The sequence below is a fragment of the Nocardia lasii genome, assembly GCF_042658545.1.
Classification (GTDB): domain Bacteria; phylum Actinomycetota; class Actinomycetes; order Mycobacteriales; family Mycobacteriaceae; genus Nocardia; species Nocardia lasii.
In genome coordinates this window covers 40,856-56,629 of the sequence record NZ_JBHSQN010000012.1, presented here as the reverse complement: position 1 = coordinate 56,629, position 15,774 = coordinate 40,856, and the positions used below count along the sequence as shown (strand labels likewise).

The 15,774-nt window shown below is 67.7% G+C and carries 15 protein-coding genes; 5 read left to right on the top strand and 10 right to left on the bottom strand.

Annotated features, from left to right (window positions below; all coding sequences use genetic code 11):
• Positions 1 to 133 precede the first annotated feature (133 nt).
• Positions 134 to 1,447 (top strand): hypothetical protein, encoded by a 1,314-nt coding sequence (locus tag ACFP3H_RS18245; protein WP_378607607.1) that lies wholly within the window; start codon positions 134 to 136, stop codon positions 1,445 to 1,447.
• Here ACFP3H_RS18245 and ACFP3H_RS18240 read toward each other — a convergent pair.
• Positions 1,435 to 2,130 carry a phosphoribosylanthranilate isomerase gene (locus tag ACFP3H_RS18240; protein ID WP_378607605.1) on the bottom strand — a complete coding sequence of 232 codons (696 nt, stop codon included), beginning with the start codon at positions 2,128 to 2,130 and terminating at the stop codon, positions 1,435 to 1,437. The genes ACFP3H_RS18245 and ACFP3H_RS18240 overlap by 13 nt on opposite strands.
• Before the next feature lie 194 nt (positions 2,131 to 2,324).
• On the opposite strand from ACFP3H_RS18240, the gene ACFP3H_RS18235 reads away from it, so the two are divergent.
• From ACFP3H_RS18235 to ACFP3H_RS18225, 3 genes are all read left to right on the top strand, one after another.
• Complete coding sequence (locus tag ACFP3H_RS18235) at positions 2,325 to 6,050, top strand: AAA domain-containing protein (RefSeq protein WP_378607603.1); 3,726 nt, start codon at positions 2,325 to 2,327, stop codon at positions 6,048 to 6,050.
• Positions 6,051 to 6,292: 242 nt separating this feature from the next.
• Complete coding sequence (locus tag ACFP3H_RS18230; RefSeq protein ID WP_378607601.1) at positions 6,293 to 6,880, top strand: VldE C-terminal domain-containing protein; 588 nt, start codon at positions 6,293 to 6,295, stop codon at positions 6,878 to 6,880.
• A 76-nt stretch (positions 6,881 to 6,956) separates the two neighbouring features.
• Positions 6,957 to 7,490 carry a hypothetical protein gene (locus ACFP3H_RS18225; protein ID WP_378607600.1) on the top strand — a complete coding sequence of 178 codons (534 nt, stop codon included), beginning with the start codon at positions 6,957 to 6,959 and terminating at the stop codon, positions 7,488 to 7,490.
• Between the two features lie 47 nt (positions 7,491 to 7,537).
• Here ACFP3H_RS18225 and ppnP read toward each other — a convergent pair whose 3' ends face one another.
• The 8 genes from ppnP to sucB all read right to left on the bottom strand — a co-directional run bounded on the left by ppnP (position 7,538) and on the right by sucB (position 13,586).
• Positions 7,538 to 7,849, bottom strand: a complete 312-nt coding sequence (ppnP, locus tag ACFP3H_RS18220) for a pyrimidine/purine nucleoside phosphorylase (protein ID WP_378607598.1) — start codon at positions 7,847 to 7,849, stop codon at positions 7,538 to 7,540.
• 27 nt (positions 7,850 to 7,876) lie between these two features.
• Positions 7,877 to 8,266, bottom strand: a complete 390-nt coding sequence (locus ACFP3H_RS18215; protein WP_378607596.1) for a HepT-like ribonuclease domain-containing protein — start codon at positions 8,264 to 8,266, stop codon at positions 7,877 to 7,879.
• Entirely contained in the window at positions 8,253 to 8,552 is a 300-nt protein-coding gene (locus ACFP3H_RS18210; RefSeq protein ID WP_378607594.1) for a nucleotidyltransferase family protein, read from the bottom strand. Before ACFP3H_RS18210 ends, ACFP3H_RS18215 begins: the two co-directional genes overlap by 14 nt.
• 66 nt (positions 8,553 to 8,618) lie before the next feature.
• Complete coding sequence (gene lipA / locus ACFP3H_RS18205; protein WP_378607592.1) at positions 8,619 to 9,641, bottom strand: lipoyl synthase; 1,023 nt, start codon at positions 9,639 to 9,641, stop codon at positions 8,619 to 8,621.
• Positions 9,638 to 10,387, bottom strand: a complete 750-nt coding sequence (gene lipB / locus ACFP3H_RS18200) for a lipoyl(octanoyl) transferase LipB (protein WP_378607590.1) — start codon at positions 10,385 to 10,387, stop codon at positions 9,638 to 9,640. Before lipB ends, lipA begins: the two co-directional genes overlap by 4 nt.
• Before the next feature lie 45 nt (positions 10,388 to 10,432).
• Positions 10,433 to 10,936, bottom strand: a complete 504-nt coding sequence (locus ACFP3H_RS18195) for a GNAT family N-acetyltransferase (RefSeq protein ID WP_378607648.1) — start codon at positions 10,934 to 10,936, stop codon at positions 10,433 to 10,435.
• Between the two features lie 8 nt (positions 10,937 to 10,944).
• Positions 10,945 to 11,838 carry a TIGR01777 family oxidoreductase gene (locus tag ACFP3H_RS18190; protein ID WP_378607588.1) on the bottom strand — a complete coding sequence of 298 codons (894 nt, stop codon included), beginning with the start codon at positions 11,836 to 11,838 and terminating at the stop codon, positions 10,945 to 10,947.
• Positions 11,839 to 11,849: 11 nt separating this feature from the next.
• Complete coding sequence (sucB, locus tag ACFP3H_RS18185; RefSeq protein ID WP_378607586.1) at positions 11,850 to 13,586, bottom strand: 2-oxoglutarate dehydrogenase, E2 component, dihydrolipoamide succinyltransferase; 1,737 nt, start codon at positions 13,584 to 13,586, stop codon at positions 11,850 to 11,852.
• 232 nt (positions 13,587 to 13,818) lie between these two features.
• Between sucB and ACFP3H_RS18180 the strand changes: the two genes are divergently transcribed.
• Positions 13,819 to 14,169, top strand: a complete 351-nt coding sequence (locus ACFP3H_RS18180) for an oxidoreductase (RefSeq protein ID WP_378607584.1) — start codon at positions 13,819 to 13,821, stop codon at positions 14,167 to 14,169.
• On the opposite strand, the gene ACFP3H_RS18175 is transcribed toward ACFP3H_RS18180, so the two are convergent.
• Positions 14,170 to 15,678, bottom strand: a complete 1,509-nt coding sequence (locus tag ACFP3H_RS18175; protein WP_378607582.1) for a leucyl aminopeptidase — start codon at positions 15,676 to 15,678, stop codon at positions 14,170 to 14,172. It abuts the gene before it with no gap.
• Positions 15,679 to 15,774 lie beyond the last annotated feature (96 nt).

The following is a 15,774-nucleotide window of genomic DNA, read 5'->3' as shown; positions in this document are numbered from 1 at the left end:
GATCGTGGACCATTCGTTATCTGAAATGCGAACAGCGCGAGCGTCGGAACGCATCTATGTCTGTGAAAGGGCCTGGGCGGCAACAGGTTCTCTGCGGATCGGCGGGAGTGACATGTCCAATCTCGAGGAGCGGATGAGGCTGGCGGTCGAGTGGGTGCGGCGGTATCAGTTCTCCGACGGTGCTGGTGGGGCGGGGTGGGGGTGGATTCATGACGTACCGCCGAACCCACAGAACACCGCGGAGATCGTGTGCGCGCTGACCGCGGCGGGGATTCCGGTTCCGCGGGCGGAGGAAGTGCTGCACCTGGTACGCAGGCAGATGATCGTGCCGCCCACCGCGGGTGCGGGCGAGTTCACGGGGCCGATCGATATCGCGTGGCGACTGCGGGCGATGCACTGTCTCGGGGTCGCCGACGACGATCCTGATGTCCGCGAGTGCGTTCGCACGCTGCTCGACGAACAGGAGCCGGAATCGGGTGGGTTCCGGATGTCGGGGTCTGTCGGACCTGTGTCGCTGACCGCGACCGCGGCGGCCATGCACGCGTTGGCGCCCTACGCGAGCGCGGATGTCGCGGTGGCGCGGGCGGCGCTGCGCGGTGTGACGTTCCTGGCGATGACGATGTTGTCCGACGATGTTCGCGCCGAGGCCTTGTACACGGCCGCGCACATCGCGGGGGTGCTCGCCCGGCCCGAGTACGCCTCGATCGTCGGCAAAAGATCGCGGCGGGCATCGGAACTCGCGATCGAGCGGCTGCTCGACGGGCTGGCCGATCGGGCCGACTGCAATGGTGATGAGTGGTTCCTCCGGGGCGATGTCGCGCACGCGTGGCGGCATCTGGGATTGCACACCGCGATCGGAGCGGTGCTCGTGGCCGACGCCGCGCTGATCCTGCACCCGACCGTTCGCGCGGCGTTGACAGCGCTGTTCGATTTGCAGGAATTGGATCATCGACTTCCCGGGCGCGGTGGATTCCGCACCTCCAGTGAGGGATTCGTGACCGCCTACTCGACGACGCTGGCCATCGAGGCGATGGTGTACGCACGCGCCGCGGTCGGTGAGACCGTGAATCCGGGGCGGATCTTCGACCTGATCTGTCGCGCCGACGGCGCTCATCACACCGACGGCGGGGTGGTGACCGAATGGGGGAAAAGGCGACTTGTGATCAACAGTCACGCGGGGTTCGCGATGTTCTTGCTGGCGGCCGCGGCCGGCCTCACCATTGTGGGATTGGGTGGCCTGTTGAAATCACAACAGGGTCCGGACGCCTCGCTCCCCGCCCGTGCTTCGGCGGGCGGTTTGGTCGTGTGGGGAACCGTCGTCCTCGCCTTCGGCACGTTGGCGTGGTTGACGAGCCGGTTTCCGAGCACGTCCGCGCGAGCCATCGCCGCCGGGGTCTTCGGCGGGTTCACCGCCGTGGTGTTGCCCGTCGTGACCTACATGGTGTGAGCGGAGTTGGCAGCCAGCGCGGCGCGTGCCGCACGGACGAAACCCCAGCACGCGTCGAAGGACTTGTTTCCCACGTTGTCGTCGACTCCGGAATTGACATCGACACCGAAGGGGCGCACGGTCGCGATCGCCTCGGCGACGTTGTCGGGGGTGAGGCCACCTGCCAGCGTGACCTTCCGGTCGAGCGCGTGGAGCGCCGTCACGATTTCCCCGCTGATCTCCCAGTCATGGGTCCGTCCGGTGCCACCGAGTCGGCTGCTCGTGCGCGAATCCAGCAGCACTACGTGGCAGTACTGGGCCGCATCGATCGCTGTGTCGATGGCGCCACGACCGGTCACATGAACCGCGCGCAGAACCTGGCGCTCACCGGCATGCGCGTAGACCTCCTTGACCGTTCTCTCGGGAACCAGACCGTGAATTTGAATGGCATCGACGCCGATCGTGTCGGCCAGCGCGAGGATCTGTTCCGCGTCGTCGAGATGGGTGACCAGCACTCGCGCGACCTCGGTCGCCGCTACCGCGGTGGACAACAGCTTCGCCGCATCCCGGGCCAGCTGATCTTCGCTGAAGTGGGTGATACCGGAGATGAACCCGATCGCATCGGGCTCGGCAGCCAGAGCCGTCTCGAGGTCGGCAACAGACCGGATGCCACAGATTTTGGCCCGGAATGGGCTGGTAGTCATGGGTCCCAACCTACCGCGACCGGGATGCTGGGACTCGTCGGGTGGCGCGGCTCACGACGCGGCGGAATCCGGTGCTCGGTCGGAGCGACGTAGGGACTGAGCTACGTTCGGCGCCACGGGCAAGTGATGATTCGTTATGCTTATAACTCAAGTGCGACAGCGGGTTTCGCCATCGGTCGGGCAGGGGTGGGGTTGTGGGGCAGGACGATTCACAGACGAAGCAGCAGGCTCGGATCGTGCGATATTGGCGCGCCGTCGAGTACTTCACGCCGCAGAACGTCGATGCGGTCGATCGGAAGAAGGGGATCGTCGACCTGCGTCCCGGAGCTACGCTGCCCTGGCACGCGGCCGATGACCCGCCATCTGACAAAGTGTGGCGCTACACGGTGTACGCCGGTGTTTTCGGAATCCGTCGGGTGCGTGAGGTGCTCGACACCGTTCTGGCACCCGATGAGGAGCCTTCCGATCTCGGGGGTCGCAAGGACGGCGATACCGCCCTCGTCAGTCTGACCCTCGACGACGCCGGGCGGCTGTACAAATCGAGCGTGACACTGTCGTCGTGTGCGTGGGCGATCGGACGCACGGTGGGGACGCCGGGGCCGGGCGCCGACGATTGGCTCGATGGTTTCGACGACCAGCGTGACCGAATGATGCGAGTGCTGTTCGACATCGGCGACGGTCGGATTCCGATCGAGAATGGTGAAGTTCGTTCCCGTGGCGCCCGAGCTGTGCGACTGGTCGCGGGCGTCGCCGCGCGGATCGCGATCGATGTGGGGATCGGCGGGCTCGCGTCGCTGCCCGGACTTGTGGGTTCGGCGATCGAGTCGCGTTTCGGCGAAACGGCGTCGAAGGTCTCCGAATCGGTCGCGGACGCGATGACCGATGACGCGATCGGAGCTCTGGAGGATCGACGGGACGGGTCAGCAGACGAATCGGACGAGAATCAGGCTCCGGCAGCGGAGAAGACCGCCGCGGATTCGTTGGGGACGAAGGTGCTCGACCTCGACGACCTGGCCGCGATCGTTCGATGGATCTCCGAGCAGCTCGGTGTCGACGAGGTGCTCGAACCATCGGCGATTCGGGTGAAGTGCTTCACGGTGCCGAAACGGCGCGCCGATGAGGTATCCGGAGACGAACTCCTCAACAGTTTCTACGTCGGTGACCTCGAACGCGTCGCCTGTGAGCTCGACAACGGCAATGTCGGCGAGGCACTGTCTCGATATCTCACCGAGGACGAGCCGAGGGCGACATCCGGCCGGATCGATGTGCGCCGGGATCCGTCGGTCTTGTTCCACGCGGTGCATCCGCGGCGGACACCACCGGGTCGCTGGCCCGAGAAGCCGGCGCATCCGCTCGCATTGAGTCAACAGTTCGCGATCAACACGATCGTCGGTGAGCTCGGCATTCCGCAGGCCAGGGGGATCTACGCCGTGAACGGGCCGCCCGGTACCGGTAAGACCACCATGTTGCGCGACCTGATCGCCTCGATCATCGTCGACCGGGCTGCGGTCCTGGCGGCGCTGCCGAGCCCGCGCGCCGCCTTCGGCGAGCGACAACTCAAGTGGGAGGACGACCAGGGGTGGTCGCGAAAGCTGCGCCCGCTGATCGACGAGCTGACCGGCTTCGAGATCGTCATCGCATCCTCCAACAACGGTGCCGTCGAGAACATCACCTTGGAGGTACCTTCCGTTGAGTCGATCGACTGTGAGACCTTCCCCGATGCCGCGTATTTCGCGGGTCCGGCAACCTATCTCGCGGAAGTGCCCTGCTGGGGAGCGATCGCCGCACGGCTGGGTAGAAGGGCCAACCGGCGCGACTTCGCGCAGCGATTCTGGTGGGGCCCGAAGGCGGCAGGCGACACCGCCGACGAAAAGGCCGGGGTCGGAATCGAATCGATTCTTCGCGAACTGCAGTCGGTGGCGCCCGATGAACGCGCCCGATCATGGCGAGACGCTGTGCGGCGCTACACCTCGGCTGTCGAGCGGGTCGAGAACATGGCCACGGCTCGCGCCGCCGTGGCAGAGCTCTTGGTACTGGTCAGCGGCCCGGATTCCGAACTGGACGCGCTGCGTCGCCAGTTGCTCGGTGCCGATGCGCGCGAGCGAGAATTGCGGGCACGACGTGAGCACATCGTCGAGGCGTTGACCCGTGCGCGGGCGGCGGCACATCGGGGCAGCGTCGATGTCAGAGATATCGAAGTAGCACTCGCCGATGCTCGCGATGCTGTCGCACGGGCCGATCGCGATCTGGCTCGCGCCGAAGCGGTACTCCACGAGCAAGGCGCATCTCGGCCGGGATGGATGCGGCGGATACTGTCGCGCGGCGCAGATCGTGAGTGGGCCGCCGGTGTGGCACCTCTTGCGGCTGCCGTCGATGATCGTGCCCACCGCGTACGGCGTGCCGACGAAACCCGCGAACACTACGATGCCGCACTGCGGGTGGCCTTCTCGCGGCGGATCGACCTCGATCGCGCGGTGATCGTCGCACAGGAACAGTTGAGAGCCTGCGACCGCGAACGCGCTTCGGCGCAACTGTCCACCGAGACGGCACAGCGGGGGATCAGCCGCCGCGAAGCCGAATTGTCTGCCGCGCGAGCCCGGCTCGACGCGGCGCGGCGCGAGTGGCCTGGCTCTGTGCCAGGGCCGGAGTGGGAAGCCCCGCTCGATGATCGGGCGGCGATGGAGGTGCGGGAACGGTCGGCGCCGTGGATGGACGAGGAGTTCGCGAAGGCGCGGTCGGAGGTCCTGCTCGCGGCGCTGGATGTGCACTACGCGACGTTGGCCGCCGAGCCGAAAGTGGCTTGGGACAATCTCCGTGCGGCCATCGACGTAGTCTCCGGCGAATGTCCGGCCGATCTTCCGGATGCGACCGTCCTCGCCGCGTGGCAGATGCTGTTCTTCGTCGTTCCGGCGATTTCGACGACCTTCGCTTCGTTTCCGACAATGTTCGCCGGACTCGGTCGCGAAAGCGTGGGCTGGCTCTGTATCGACGAGGCAGGCCAGGCTGCCCCGCAGGCAGCGGTCGGAGCGCTGTGGCGGAGCCGTCGCGCCGTCGTGGTCGGCGATCCACGCCAGCTCGAACCGGTGGTCAGCCTGCCGTGGCAAGGACAGCGACGGTTGGCTCACGCCTTCGATGTCGACATCCGCTGGGCGCCGCAGCGTGCTTCGGTCCAGTCGGTTGCCGACAGTGTCACTCGGTTCGGAACCTGGCTGCCCGATCTGGATTCGCTCGATCAGATCTGGGTGGGCTCGCCGCTGCGAGTCCATCGCCGCTGTGATCGCCTGATGTTCGAGGTGAGCAATGCGATCGCCTACGACAACATGATGGTCGACGGCGTCAGCGGCAGATCGACCGAGTACCCGCTGGGAAGACGCAACATCTGGATCGATGTGCCCGCCGCCGCCGACGGGCCGAAGTGGAACCCCGACGAAGGCAAGTATGTTCTGACTGTTCTTCGAAGGATTCAGCAACGTCTCGCCACCGCCATGGACGAAGAGTCGGCGACGCGGACGCGGGAGTGGGACAGCTCGGACAAAGCCCGCGCCGAGGAGCTGACCCGTCGGCTGAACGACACCGTGTTCATCCTCAGCCCGTTTCGCGATGTCGTGACCGGTCTGCGCAAGTACCTGCAGGCCAACGGCCTCACTGTCGACAGCAAGCGGCTGGGCACGGTGCATACCGCTCAGGGCAAGGAGGCCGACATCGTGTTCTTGGTCCTCGGGACCGCGTCCGATGGCAAGGGTGCCCGTGACTGGGCATCGGCTTCGCCGAATTTGCTCAACGTCGCCGTCACTCGTGCGCGTCGTCGCCTTGTCGTCGTCGGCGACTACGAGAACTGGTCTCCGCTCCGGAACTTCTCTGCGCTGGCCGGGCACACCCGGTCGGGGGGCGAGATGGATCGTTGGCAGCCGGGAGAATGATTACGCCGCCGGCGTCGAATCCGGCGTCGAATCCGGACGCGGAGGATGTCTGTGCCCGACACGCGGGGAAAGGATTGCGGGAACGGCGTTGGTGGTAGATGCTGGTCCGACTGTGTAGTGCGGGTGTGGGCGTGACATTGTCGCGACCGTTTCGTAATCTTGCAGTGACCTGTTCTCGACAATGACTGGTGAGCTTCAACGTGACTGCTTCGCATCGAAAACCGTCGGCCCCTTCTAGTCGTATGCCGTTGGCCGTGTGCAGTCTCGCGGCGACCGTGCCGGGGATGTTGTGGATGGCGTTGCGGCCCGGTGGTGCCGACGTGGAGACGGTGGCTTCGGTGCAGCCGCACACGACCTCGGCGATCGAGGTGGATCCGATCGCGGCGGCGCCGACGAACGATCAGCCCCAGCCCGCGCCGGTGGTGCGGGCCGATGACGAGTTGGCGGCGCTGTCGGCGTTGAAGGTGAAGGTGTTGTGCGGCACGGAGTTCAACGGGACGCTGCCGCATGTGGCGCAGGTCGGTAACCTGCTGCAGAAGATGTTCGGCATCAGCAATATCGGTGGTGCGCACGGTCGCCACGACGGCGACCACGGCGCGGGCCAGGCCCTCGACGTCATGACCTCCAACGTCGCGGTGGGCAATACGATCGCCGATTTCGTGCTCGCGAACAAGGCGCGCTTCGGGGTCACGTATGTGATCTGGCAGCAGCGCTACAACGACGGCGGCGGCTGGTCCTACATGGAGGATCGCGGCAGCGCCACGCAGAACCACTATGACCACGTGCATATCTCGTTCGCGCCCTCGGGGCCTGCCAACATCGCCTGCTGATCGCGCAACCGCAGGTGAGCGGGCGATGAGCGCGAACGGGTGACCCTGGGGCGCGAAAGCGGGGAAGATGGGGGGTATGGCCCCCAACAGTGCGAAATATCTGATCAGCAACGGCACCGACGACCGGGTGTCGCTTTTCGATGATGGGCGCGTGAAGGTTTGGTCGACTACCCATCTGTGGACCGAAGCCGGTCGCGAGCGGCACAACGCCCTCGGTGAGACCGTGCTGCTCGGCATCGGGCGCACCCTCGACACCACCGGTGCCGTGGATCGGCGCCAGCAGTGTGACGCGGAGTTCCAGCTCGACCCGGACAAGGGTCACACGGTGGCCGCCACCGTGGGCGCGGACAACGGCACGTTCGTGCAGTTCTTCCACGACGGCACCATCGCCGTCGGCAATGACGGTCGCGATGTGGCGACGGTCTTCAACGCGGGTCGCGAGACCACCTCCGCGCGCGGCACCACCGGTGTCGGCGGGTCGGTGATGGTCACCTTCGGCGGGAGTTACCGGCCGAGGACGCAGCGCGAGAGCGACTTCCAGGTGGAATTGAGCGAGGCCACCGCGCCTCGGCCGAACCGGCTGTACAAGGACGAGTTCCTCGTCAAGTAGGTCCGGCGCACCGGGGCGACCATGAGGGTCGCCCCGGTGTCGGGCACTCAGCCGTAGTAGCAGACGTAGTGCATGGTCTCGACGACCTCGATGTCGAACGCGCTGTCGCCGGGGATCTTGAACGACTCACCCGCACGGTAGGTGACGGCCTCGGTCGTGCCGTCCAGCGTCACGTTGGCCTCGCCCGCGACCAGTTCCATGATCTCCGGCGCGGCGGTGGTGAAGCGCAGCGACGACGGCTGGATCACGCCCACCGACACCGAGGCGCCATCGGGCAACTCGAGGCTGTAGCTGACGCACTTGCCGTCGAAGTAGACGTTGGCCTTCTTGCTGACGGAGACGTTCTCGAACTTCGACATGGGTCCTTCCGGGGAATGAGGGGAGGCTCAGTCTAGCGATGCGGGCTTCTGGGCGAGCACGCGCTCGGCCTCGTCCGGGTCACGTTGTGTCAGGATCGCCAGGATGCGGTCAGCCAGGTCCGGCACGCTCTTTGTGGCGGCGTTGAACACGATAATCAAGTCAGCGTTGAAGTACTGATGGACCAGCATGTTTCGCATGCCTCGCACCAGCTTCCACGGAATCTCCGGCTGTGCGTCACGGGTTTCCGGGGACAGTGACGACGCCGCTTCGCCGATGATCGACAGCTGGCGGATCACGCCGTCCTGGCGGAGATCGTCCTTCTGGAAGTCTGCGAAGGTGAGGTTCTCGAGGTAAGTGGCGATTCGGTAGTGGGCGGTGACGATGTCGGCGAGATACAGGTCTTCACGCCGCGACATGCAGGTCCTTCGCTTCCGCCAATACGGCATCGCGAATGAACCAGTGGAGGTACTTCTTGGGAACTACGTCGACCTTTCGGCCGAGGAGTTCTTCGAGCTCTTCCTGGAACCCGAAGAACTCCAAACCGATCTCGGTGTCCGGTTTCAGCAGGTAGAGCAGGTCGACATCGCTGTCCGGCCCATCCGACCCACGGACCACCGATCCGAAAACAGACAGTTCGATGACGTCGTACTTCTCGCACAACACCCGCAATCGCGGCATCAACGTGTCGAAATCGATCGCCATCTTGTCTCCTCGAACGGCGCTTCGCCAATGTGGTATGCCCAAGCTTAGCTGGGCGCGCAGGCGGATTCAGCTGCCGTAGCGGGCCAGGACCGAGCTGGCTTCCTGGGAGGCGGTGCCTTCCTGGGCGAGGTGGGCCATGGTTTCGGGGATCTCGCGGCCGTGGTGGGTCATGGCCTGGGCGTAGAGGCGACCCGCGCGGTAGGAGGAGCGGACCAGGGGGCCCGCCATGACGCCGGCGAAGCCGAGTTCCTCGGCGACACGGGAGTGTTCGACGAATTCCTCCGGCTTGACCCAGCGGTCCACGGGGTGGTGGCGGGGGCTGGGGCGCAGGTACTGGGTGATGGTGAGGATGTCGCAGCCTGCCTCGTGCAGGTCGCGCATGGCGGCGGTGACCTCCTCGGGGGTTTCGCCCATGCCGAGGATGAGGTTGGACTTGGTGACCAGGCCTGCTTCGCGGGCGGCGGTGAGTACGGCCAGGGAGCGCTCGTAGCGGAAGGCGGGGCGGATGCGCTTGAAGATGCGCGGCACCGTTTCCAGGTTGTGCGCGAGGACCTCGGGGCGGGTGGCGAAGACCTCGGCGAGCTGGGCGGGGTCGGCGTTGAAGTCGGGGATGAGCAGTTCGACGCCGGTGGCGGGGTTGAGTGCCTTGATGGCGCGCACGGTTTCGGCGTAGAGCCAGGCGCCGCCGTCGTCGAGGTCGTCGCGGGCCACGCCGGTGATCGTGGAGTAGCGCAGGCCCATCGACCGGACGCTCTCGGCGACGCGCCGGGGCTCGTCGCGGTCGAGGGCGGCGGGCTTGCCGGTGTCGATCTGGCAGAAATCGCAGCGGCGGGTGCACTGTTCACCGCCGATGAGGAAGGTGGCCTCGCGGTCTTCCCAGCATTCGAAGATGTTGGGGCAGCCCGCTTCCTCGCAGACCGTGTGCAGGCCCTCGGACTTCACCAGGCTCTTGAGCTCGGTGTACTCGGGGCCCATGGTGGCGCGGGTGCGAATCCACTTGGGTTTGCGCTCGATCGGGGTCTCCGCGTTGCGCGCTTCGATGCGCAGCAGCTTGCGTCCGGCGGGGGCAGAGGCATCTACGGGACTCACGACACCGACTCTACGCTCGGGGCCTGCGGGTTCGACGGCGCGGTGGTGCGATCAATGTCATGGGGCGCGACGGGAATTTCGCCGTCGAGCGCGGCAACGATCGCGGCGGCGACGAGCGGCTCCAGTTCGGCGACGGTGACCTCGCGGCCGAGCTCGCGGCTCAGGGTGGTGACGCCGGCGTCCCTGATACCGCACGGCACGATGGCCTGGAAACCGTCGAGCGCGGAATTACAGTTCAGCGAGATGCCGTGCAGGGCGACGCCGCGCTGCACGCGCACTCCGATCGCGGCGATCTTGCGTTCGGCCAGTAGGTCGGTGGCGGGCAGCCACACGCCGGAGCGGCCCTCGATGCGACCGCAGGTGATGCCGAGGCCGGTGACGACCTGGATCAGGGCTTCTTCCAGGCGACGCACGTAGTGGACGACATCGACGGGCTCGGCCAGGCGGATGATCGGGTAGCCGACCAACTGACCCGGCCCGTGCCAGGTGATCTTGCCGCCGCGGTCGACCTGCACGACCGGGCTGCCGTCGACGGGCAGATCCTCGGCCTCGGTGCGCCGGCCCGCGGTGTAGACCGAGGGATGCTCGAGCAGCAGCAACCGGTCGGAGCCTTCGCCGGCGGCGCGCTGATCGGCGATCTGCCGTTGCAGCTGCCAGGCGGCGTGGTAGTCGATGAGTCCGAGATTCTCGACCACGATCGGGGTCGAATCGAATCGAGCGGACGCGGTGCGGCGCGTGTCGTTCACCCCCGCGACGTTACGCCGGGCCACCGACAGCACACCAGCACGGGCTCACGGTTCGATCGGGAAGCTGAGCTGCATCAGGGTCAGGTCCATCCAGCGGCCGAATTTGTGGCCGACCTCGGGCAGTTCGCCCACGATGCGGAAACCGAAGCGCTCGTGCAGGGTGATCGAACCGCTGTTGCCGGACTCGATCGCGGCGATCATGGCGTGCACCCGCCCGGATTCGATGGCGCGCGCGATCAATTCGGTGAGCAGGGTGGTCGCGACCCCGCGACGCTGGAAGCGTTCGTCGACGTAGACCGAGTTCTCCACCGAGTGCCGGTAGCCCGACTTGGGGCGCCACTGGCCGTAGGAGGCGTAACCGGCGACCTCGCCGTCGATCTCGGCGACCAGGATCGGCATCCCGGCGGCGGCCCGGTCGTCGAACCAGGTCTGCCGGTCCTCCAGGCCCACCTCCTCGGTGTCCCAGATCGCGGTCGAGGCGGCGATATTGGTGTTGTGGATGGCCAGTACGGCGGGGAGATCGGCCTTCTCGGCGTCACGGATCAGCATGGGAGAACTCACTGTCGGCCCACCGCGGCGGCCAGCGCGGCGCCGACGGTGGGGTGGGAATAGGTGTAGCCGGCCTCTTCGAGCACGGCGGGGATGGCGCGCGGGCCGTGCAGGATCGACTCCGACAGCTCGCCGACCAGCGCCGAGAGCGCGAAGCCGGGGACGATGAACGGGGCGGGTCGATGCAGCGCACGGCCGAGCGCGCGGTTGAATTCCGCGTTGGTGACCGGCGCGGGACCGGTGAGATTGAGGGGCCCGGAGATCTCGGGGTGGGTGAGCGCGAAGACGATCGCGCCGACCTCGTCGTCGAGGGAGATCCACGGAAAGTACTGGCGACCGCTGCCCAGGCGTCCGCCCAGGCCGAGCCAGTAGAGCGGGTGCAGTTTGGCGAGCATGCCGCCGTTGCGGGCCAACACCACCGCGCTGCGTAGCGTCACGGTACGCACGCCCGCCGCGGCGGCCGGTGCGGTGGCGGCCTCCCAGTCCCGGCACAGGGTGGCCAGGAAATCCGTTCCGGCGGGGCAGGTTTCGTCGATGACGGCGTCACCGGTGGCGCCGCCGTAGTAGTGCGCGCCGCTGGCGTTGACCAGCGTCGGCACCCCGGCGGCGGCGACCGCGGTGGCCAGCACGTCGGTGGGAGTGATGCGGCTGTCGCGCAACAGCTGTTTGAAGCCGCCGTTCCAGCGCTGGTCGCCGATGCCGACACCGCACAGGTTCACCACCGCGTCGGCCCCGCGCAACGCCCGCTCGTCGAGCTGGGCGCGCGCGGGATCCCACGCGAATTCGTCCGGTGCGGCGGCGGTGCGGCGCACCAGACGCGACACCTGGTGCCCGTCGCGGCGTAGTGCCGCGACGAGCGCCGTGCCGATCAGACCGGACGAACCGGCGATGACCACCTTCATGAATTCCTCGACTACAGGCCGAGATCGGCCTCGAACGCCGAGTCCTCGAGCCGGTGCTTGATGGTGGAGACGAAGCGTCCCGCATCGGCACCGTCGATGAGCCGGTGATCGTAGGTGAGCGGCAGGTACACCATCGACCGGACGCCGATGGACTCGCCGCCTGCCTCGTCGGTGACCACCACCGGGCGCTTCACGATCGCGCCGGTGCCGAGCATGGCCGCCTGCGGCGGAACCAGAATCGGGGTGTCGAACAGGGCGCCCTCGCTGCCGATGTTGGTGATGGTGAAGGTGCCACCGGAGAGCTCGTCGGGCTTGAGGCCACCGGTGCGCGCGCGGTTGGCGATATCGGCGATCGCGCGGGCCAGACCTGCGAGGGACAGGTCGCTGGCGTTGTGGATGACCGGCGAGAGCAGACCCTGCTCGGTGTCGACCGCGATACCCAGGTGCACCGACGCGTGGTAGGTGATCTCCTTGGTGTCCTCGTTGTAGGACGCGTTGACGTTCGGGTGCACCCCGAGCGCCTCGACCACGGCCTTGGCGAAGAACGGCAGGTAGGTCAGGTTCACACCCTCGCGGGCCTTGAACGAGGCCTTGGCGAGCTGACGCAGGTGCGCGATCTTGGTGACGTCGGCCTCGTGGACCTGGGTCAGCTGCGCGGTGGCCTGCAGCGATTCGCGCGTCTTGGTCGCGGTGATCTGACGGATCCGGCTGGCCTTCTGCGTGGTGCCGACCAGGCCGGCCAGCTTCGGCGCGGCGGTCTGCTTGGCCGGTGCGGCCGGAGCCGGTGCGGCGGCAGCGGCGGCCGGAGCCGGGGCGGGCGCCTTCTTGGCCTCGGCGGCGGCGAGCACGTCCTGCTTGCGGATGCGGCCGCCGACACCGGAACCGGTGAGGGTCGACAGGTCGACGTCGTTCTCGTCGGCCAGCTTGCGCACCAGCGGGGTGACGTACGGGGTGCTGCCGTTGGACGACGCGGCGGCCGGGGCGGGCGCGGGGGCCGGGGTCGGCTTGGGCGCGGGCGCGGCGGCAGCAGCGGGCTTCGGCGCGGGTTCCGGCTTCGGCTCGGGCTTCGGCTCGGGCTTCGGCTCGGGCTTCGGCTCGGGCTCGGGTTCCGGCTTCGGCTCGGGCGCCGGGGCCGCGGCGGCGGGCTGACCGCTACCGATCACGCCCAGCTGTCCACCCACATCGACGACATCGTCTTCCTGCGCGGTGATCTCGAGCAGCGTGCCCGCGACCGGCGAGGGAATCTCGGTGTCGACCTTGTCGGTGGACACCTCGAGCAGCGGCTCGTCGACGGCGACGGTGTCACCGACGGCCTTGAGCCAGCGCGTGACGGTGCCCTCGGTGACCGACTCGCCCAGTTCGGGCATCGTCACGGCGGTGCCGGAAGCGGCGGACGCGGCCGGTGCCTCGGCAGCCGGGGCGGGGGCCTGCGCGGCGGGCGCCTGCGCGGCGGGCGCGGGTTCCGGTTCGGGGGCGGCGGCGGGCTCGGGGGCGGTGGCAGGGGTTTCGCCGGCGTCGCTGATCACACCGAGTTCACCGCCGATCTCGACGACGTCGTCTTCCTGCGCGACGATCTTGGAGAGCACGCCCGCGGTCGGCGAGGGGATCTCGGTGTCGACTTTGTCGGTGGAGACTTCGAGCAGCGGTTCGTCGACCTCGACCGTGTCTCCTTCCTGCTTCAGCCACCTGGTCACCGTGCCCTCGGTGACGCTCTCACCAAGGGCCGGCATCTGGACGGAGAAGGCCATGTCCTCTGACTCCTCTGAGTGTGTACCCGGCGGACATCCGTCGCGGGTCGCGGCTTTCGTCCACCCCACCGGTCTCGGCGGAGCACCCGGGAAACGTTGGTTCTTGTTCCGGCAACCATCCTTGCACTCGCTCGCCGCCGGTGTAGCGCAGGGCGGTGATCCGGGCGAAGCTGGCACCATGGAATGTACGGCGGTGAGCAGAATTCCGCCGGAGTGTAGGAGGTCGAGCTCGGTGGGTTTGCTGGATCGTTTCCGTGGTGGGCGCCGTGCGAGCAGGTCAGTCGCGCGCGAGCGGGCGTCGGAGCTGAGCGCGCTGGCGGACTGGGCGCGCGAGCGAACCGGGGTGGAGGCGTTCATCGAACCCCAGACGACTGTGACCGATGTCACAGCGGTGCTGGTGGCCGCGGATGGCGAATGGACCCGCCGGATCGTCGGCGAACGGGGCGCGCGGCGGTTGGCGGGTGCGTTGAAGATCCCGGTCTACGACGTCATCAAGACCGGATATCCGCAACGCATGCGCGACTTCGACGCCCGCCGCCGGATCGAGCGGCGGCGGGCTCGCGAAGCCGAATTCGAGGAGTGACTACTCCGCGCCGATCTGTTCGATCACGCTGATCAGGGTGCGCACCGGGACGCCGGTGCCGCCCTTGCCGATGTAGCCGAACGGGCCGCCGGTGTTGTAGGCCGGACCGGCCACGTCGAGGTGCGCCCACGGCAGGCCCTCGGGCACGAATTCCTTGAGGAACAGTGCGGCCGAGAGCATTCCGCCCCAGCGGTGCGGCGCGACATTGGCCAGGTCGGCGACCTTGGAGTTGATGTCGGCGCGCAGTTCGGCGGGAAGCGGCATGGCCCAACCGTTCTCGCCGACCGCGCGCGAGATCGCCGCGACCCGGTCGCGGAACTCCTCGGTGCCCATCACGCCGGGGGTGCGGGTGCCGAGCGCGACCATCTGGGCGCCGGTCAGGGTGGCGACGTCGATGAGGTAGTCGGGCTCGTCCTCGACCGCGCGCACGATGGCGTCGGCCAGGATCAGCCGGCCCTCGGCGTCGGTGTTGATGACCTCGACGGTGGTGCCGCCGTACTGGGTGAGCACGTCGCCGGGGCGCTGCGCGGTAGCCGATGGCATGTTCTCGGCCATCGGCACGGTCGCGGTGACGGTGACCGGCAGACCCAGCCGTGCGGCCAGCAGCACGGTGGCGATGACCGCCGCCGCACCGGCCATGTCGGAGGTCATGTTCTCCATGTTGGCGGCGGGCTTGATCGAGATGCCGCCGGTGTCGAAGGTGATGCCCTTGCCGACCAGGGCGATCTTCTTGTCGCCGCCCGCGTAGGTGATGCGGACCAGGCGCGGCGGGCGCGAGGAGCCCTGGCCGACGCCGATGATGCCGCCGTAGCCGCCCGCGGCGAGGTCGTTCTCGTCGAGGATCTCGACCTCGAGCCCGGCCGCCTCGGCGAGCAGGCGGGCCCGGTCGGCGAATTCGGCGGGGTAGAGGGCGCTGGGCGGGGTGTTGACGAAGTCGCGGGCGGTGGCCACGGCCTCGGCGGTGAGCTGGGCGCGCAGCAGTTCCAGGGTGCCGAATTCCGGCTCGGGGACCAGCAATTCGACCCGGACCACCGGCTGTTCGTCGGGCTTGGGCGCGCTCTTGGCCTTGAACGTGGGGAAGGTGTAGGCGCCGAGGTAGAAGCCCTCGGCGGCGGCGCCGAGGTCGAGGCCGGACAGGGTGGTGGCGACGAGTTCGGTGCCCGACAGGGCGCGTCCGGCGACCCCGGCGCTGCGGCGGACCTGCTCGGCGTCGAGTTTCTCGGCCGAGCCGAGGCCGACGGCGAGCACGCTGGTGACGTTGTCCAGGCCCGCCGGCGCGGGCACCCGGGTGAGTTCCTCGGGCTTGCCCTTGGCTCCGACGGCGCCGAGCGTGTCCAGCAGTTCCGCGCGGACCTCGGCGGTGAGCACGTCGCCGAACAGGTCGGCGGGGACGATCCCCGGTCCGTTCTCCGAGGAGGTCAACCCGATCACCAGCACGTCGGTGTCCGTGGCGATGGTTTCGGTGCGCGCCAGTTCCGGTCCGAGTGAACGATCTGCAACAGCTGTCATTGCCCCAGGTTATTCCGTCGCGTTCGGAGCCCGCAGCACGAGTCCGGCCTGTTGTGTGCCGAAATACTGGATTTTACTGGACAATACTGGTAGCTG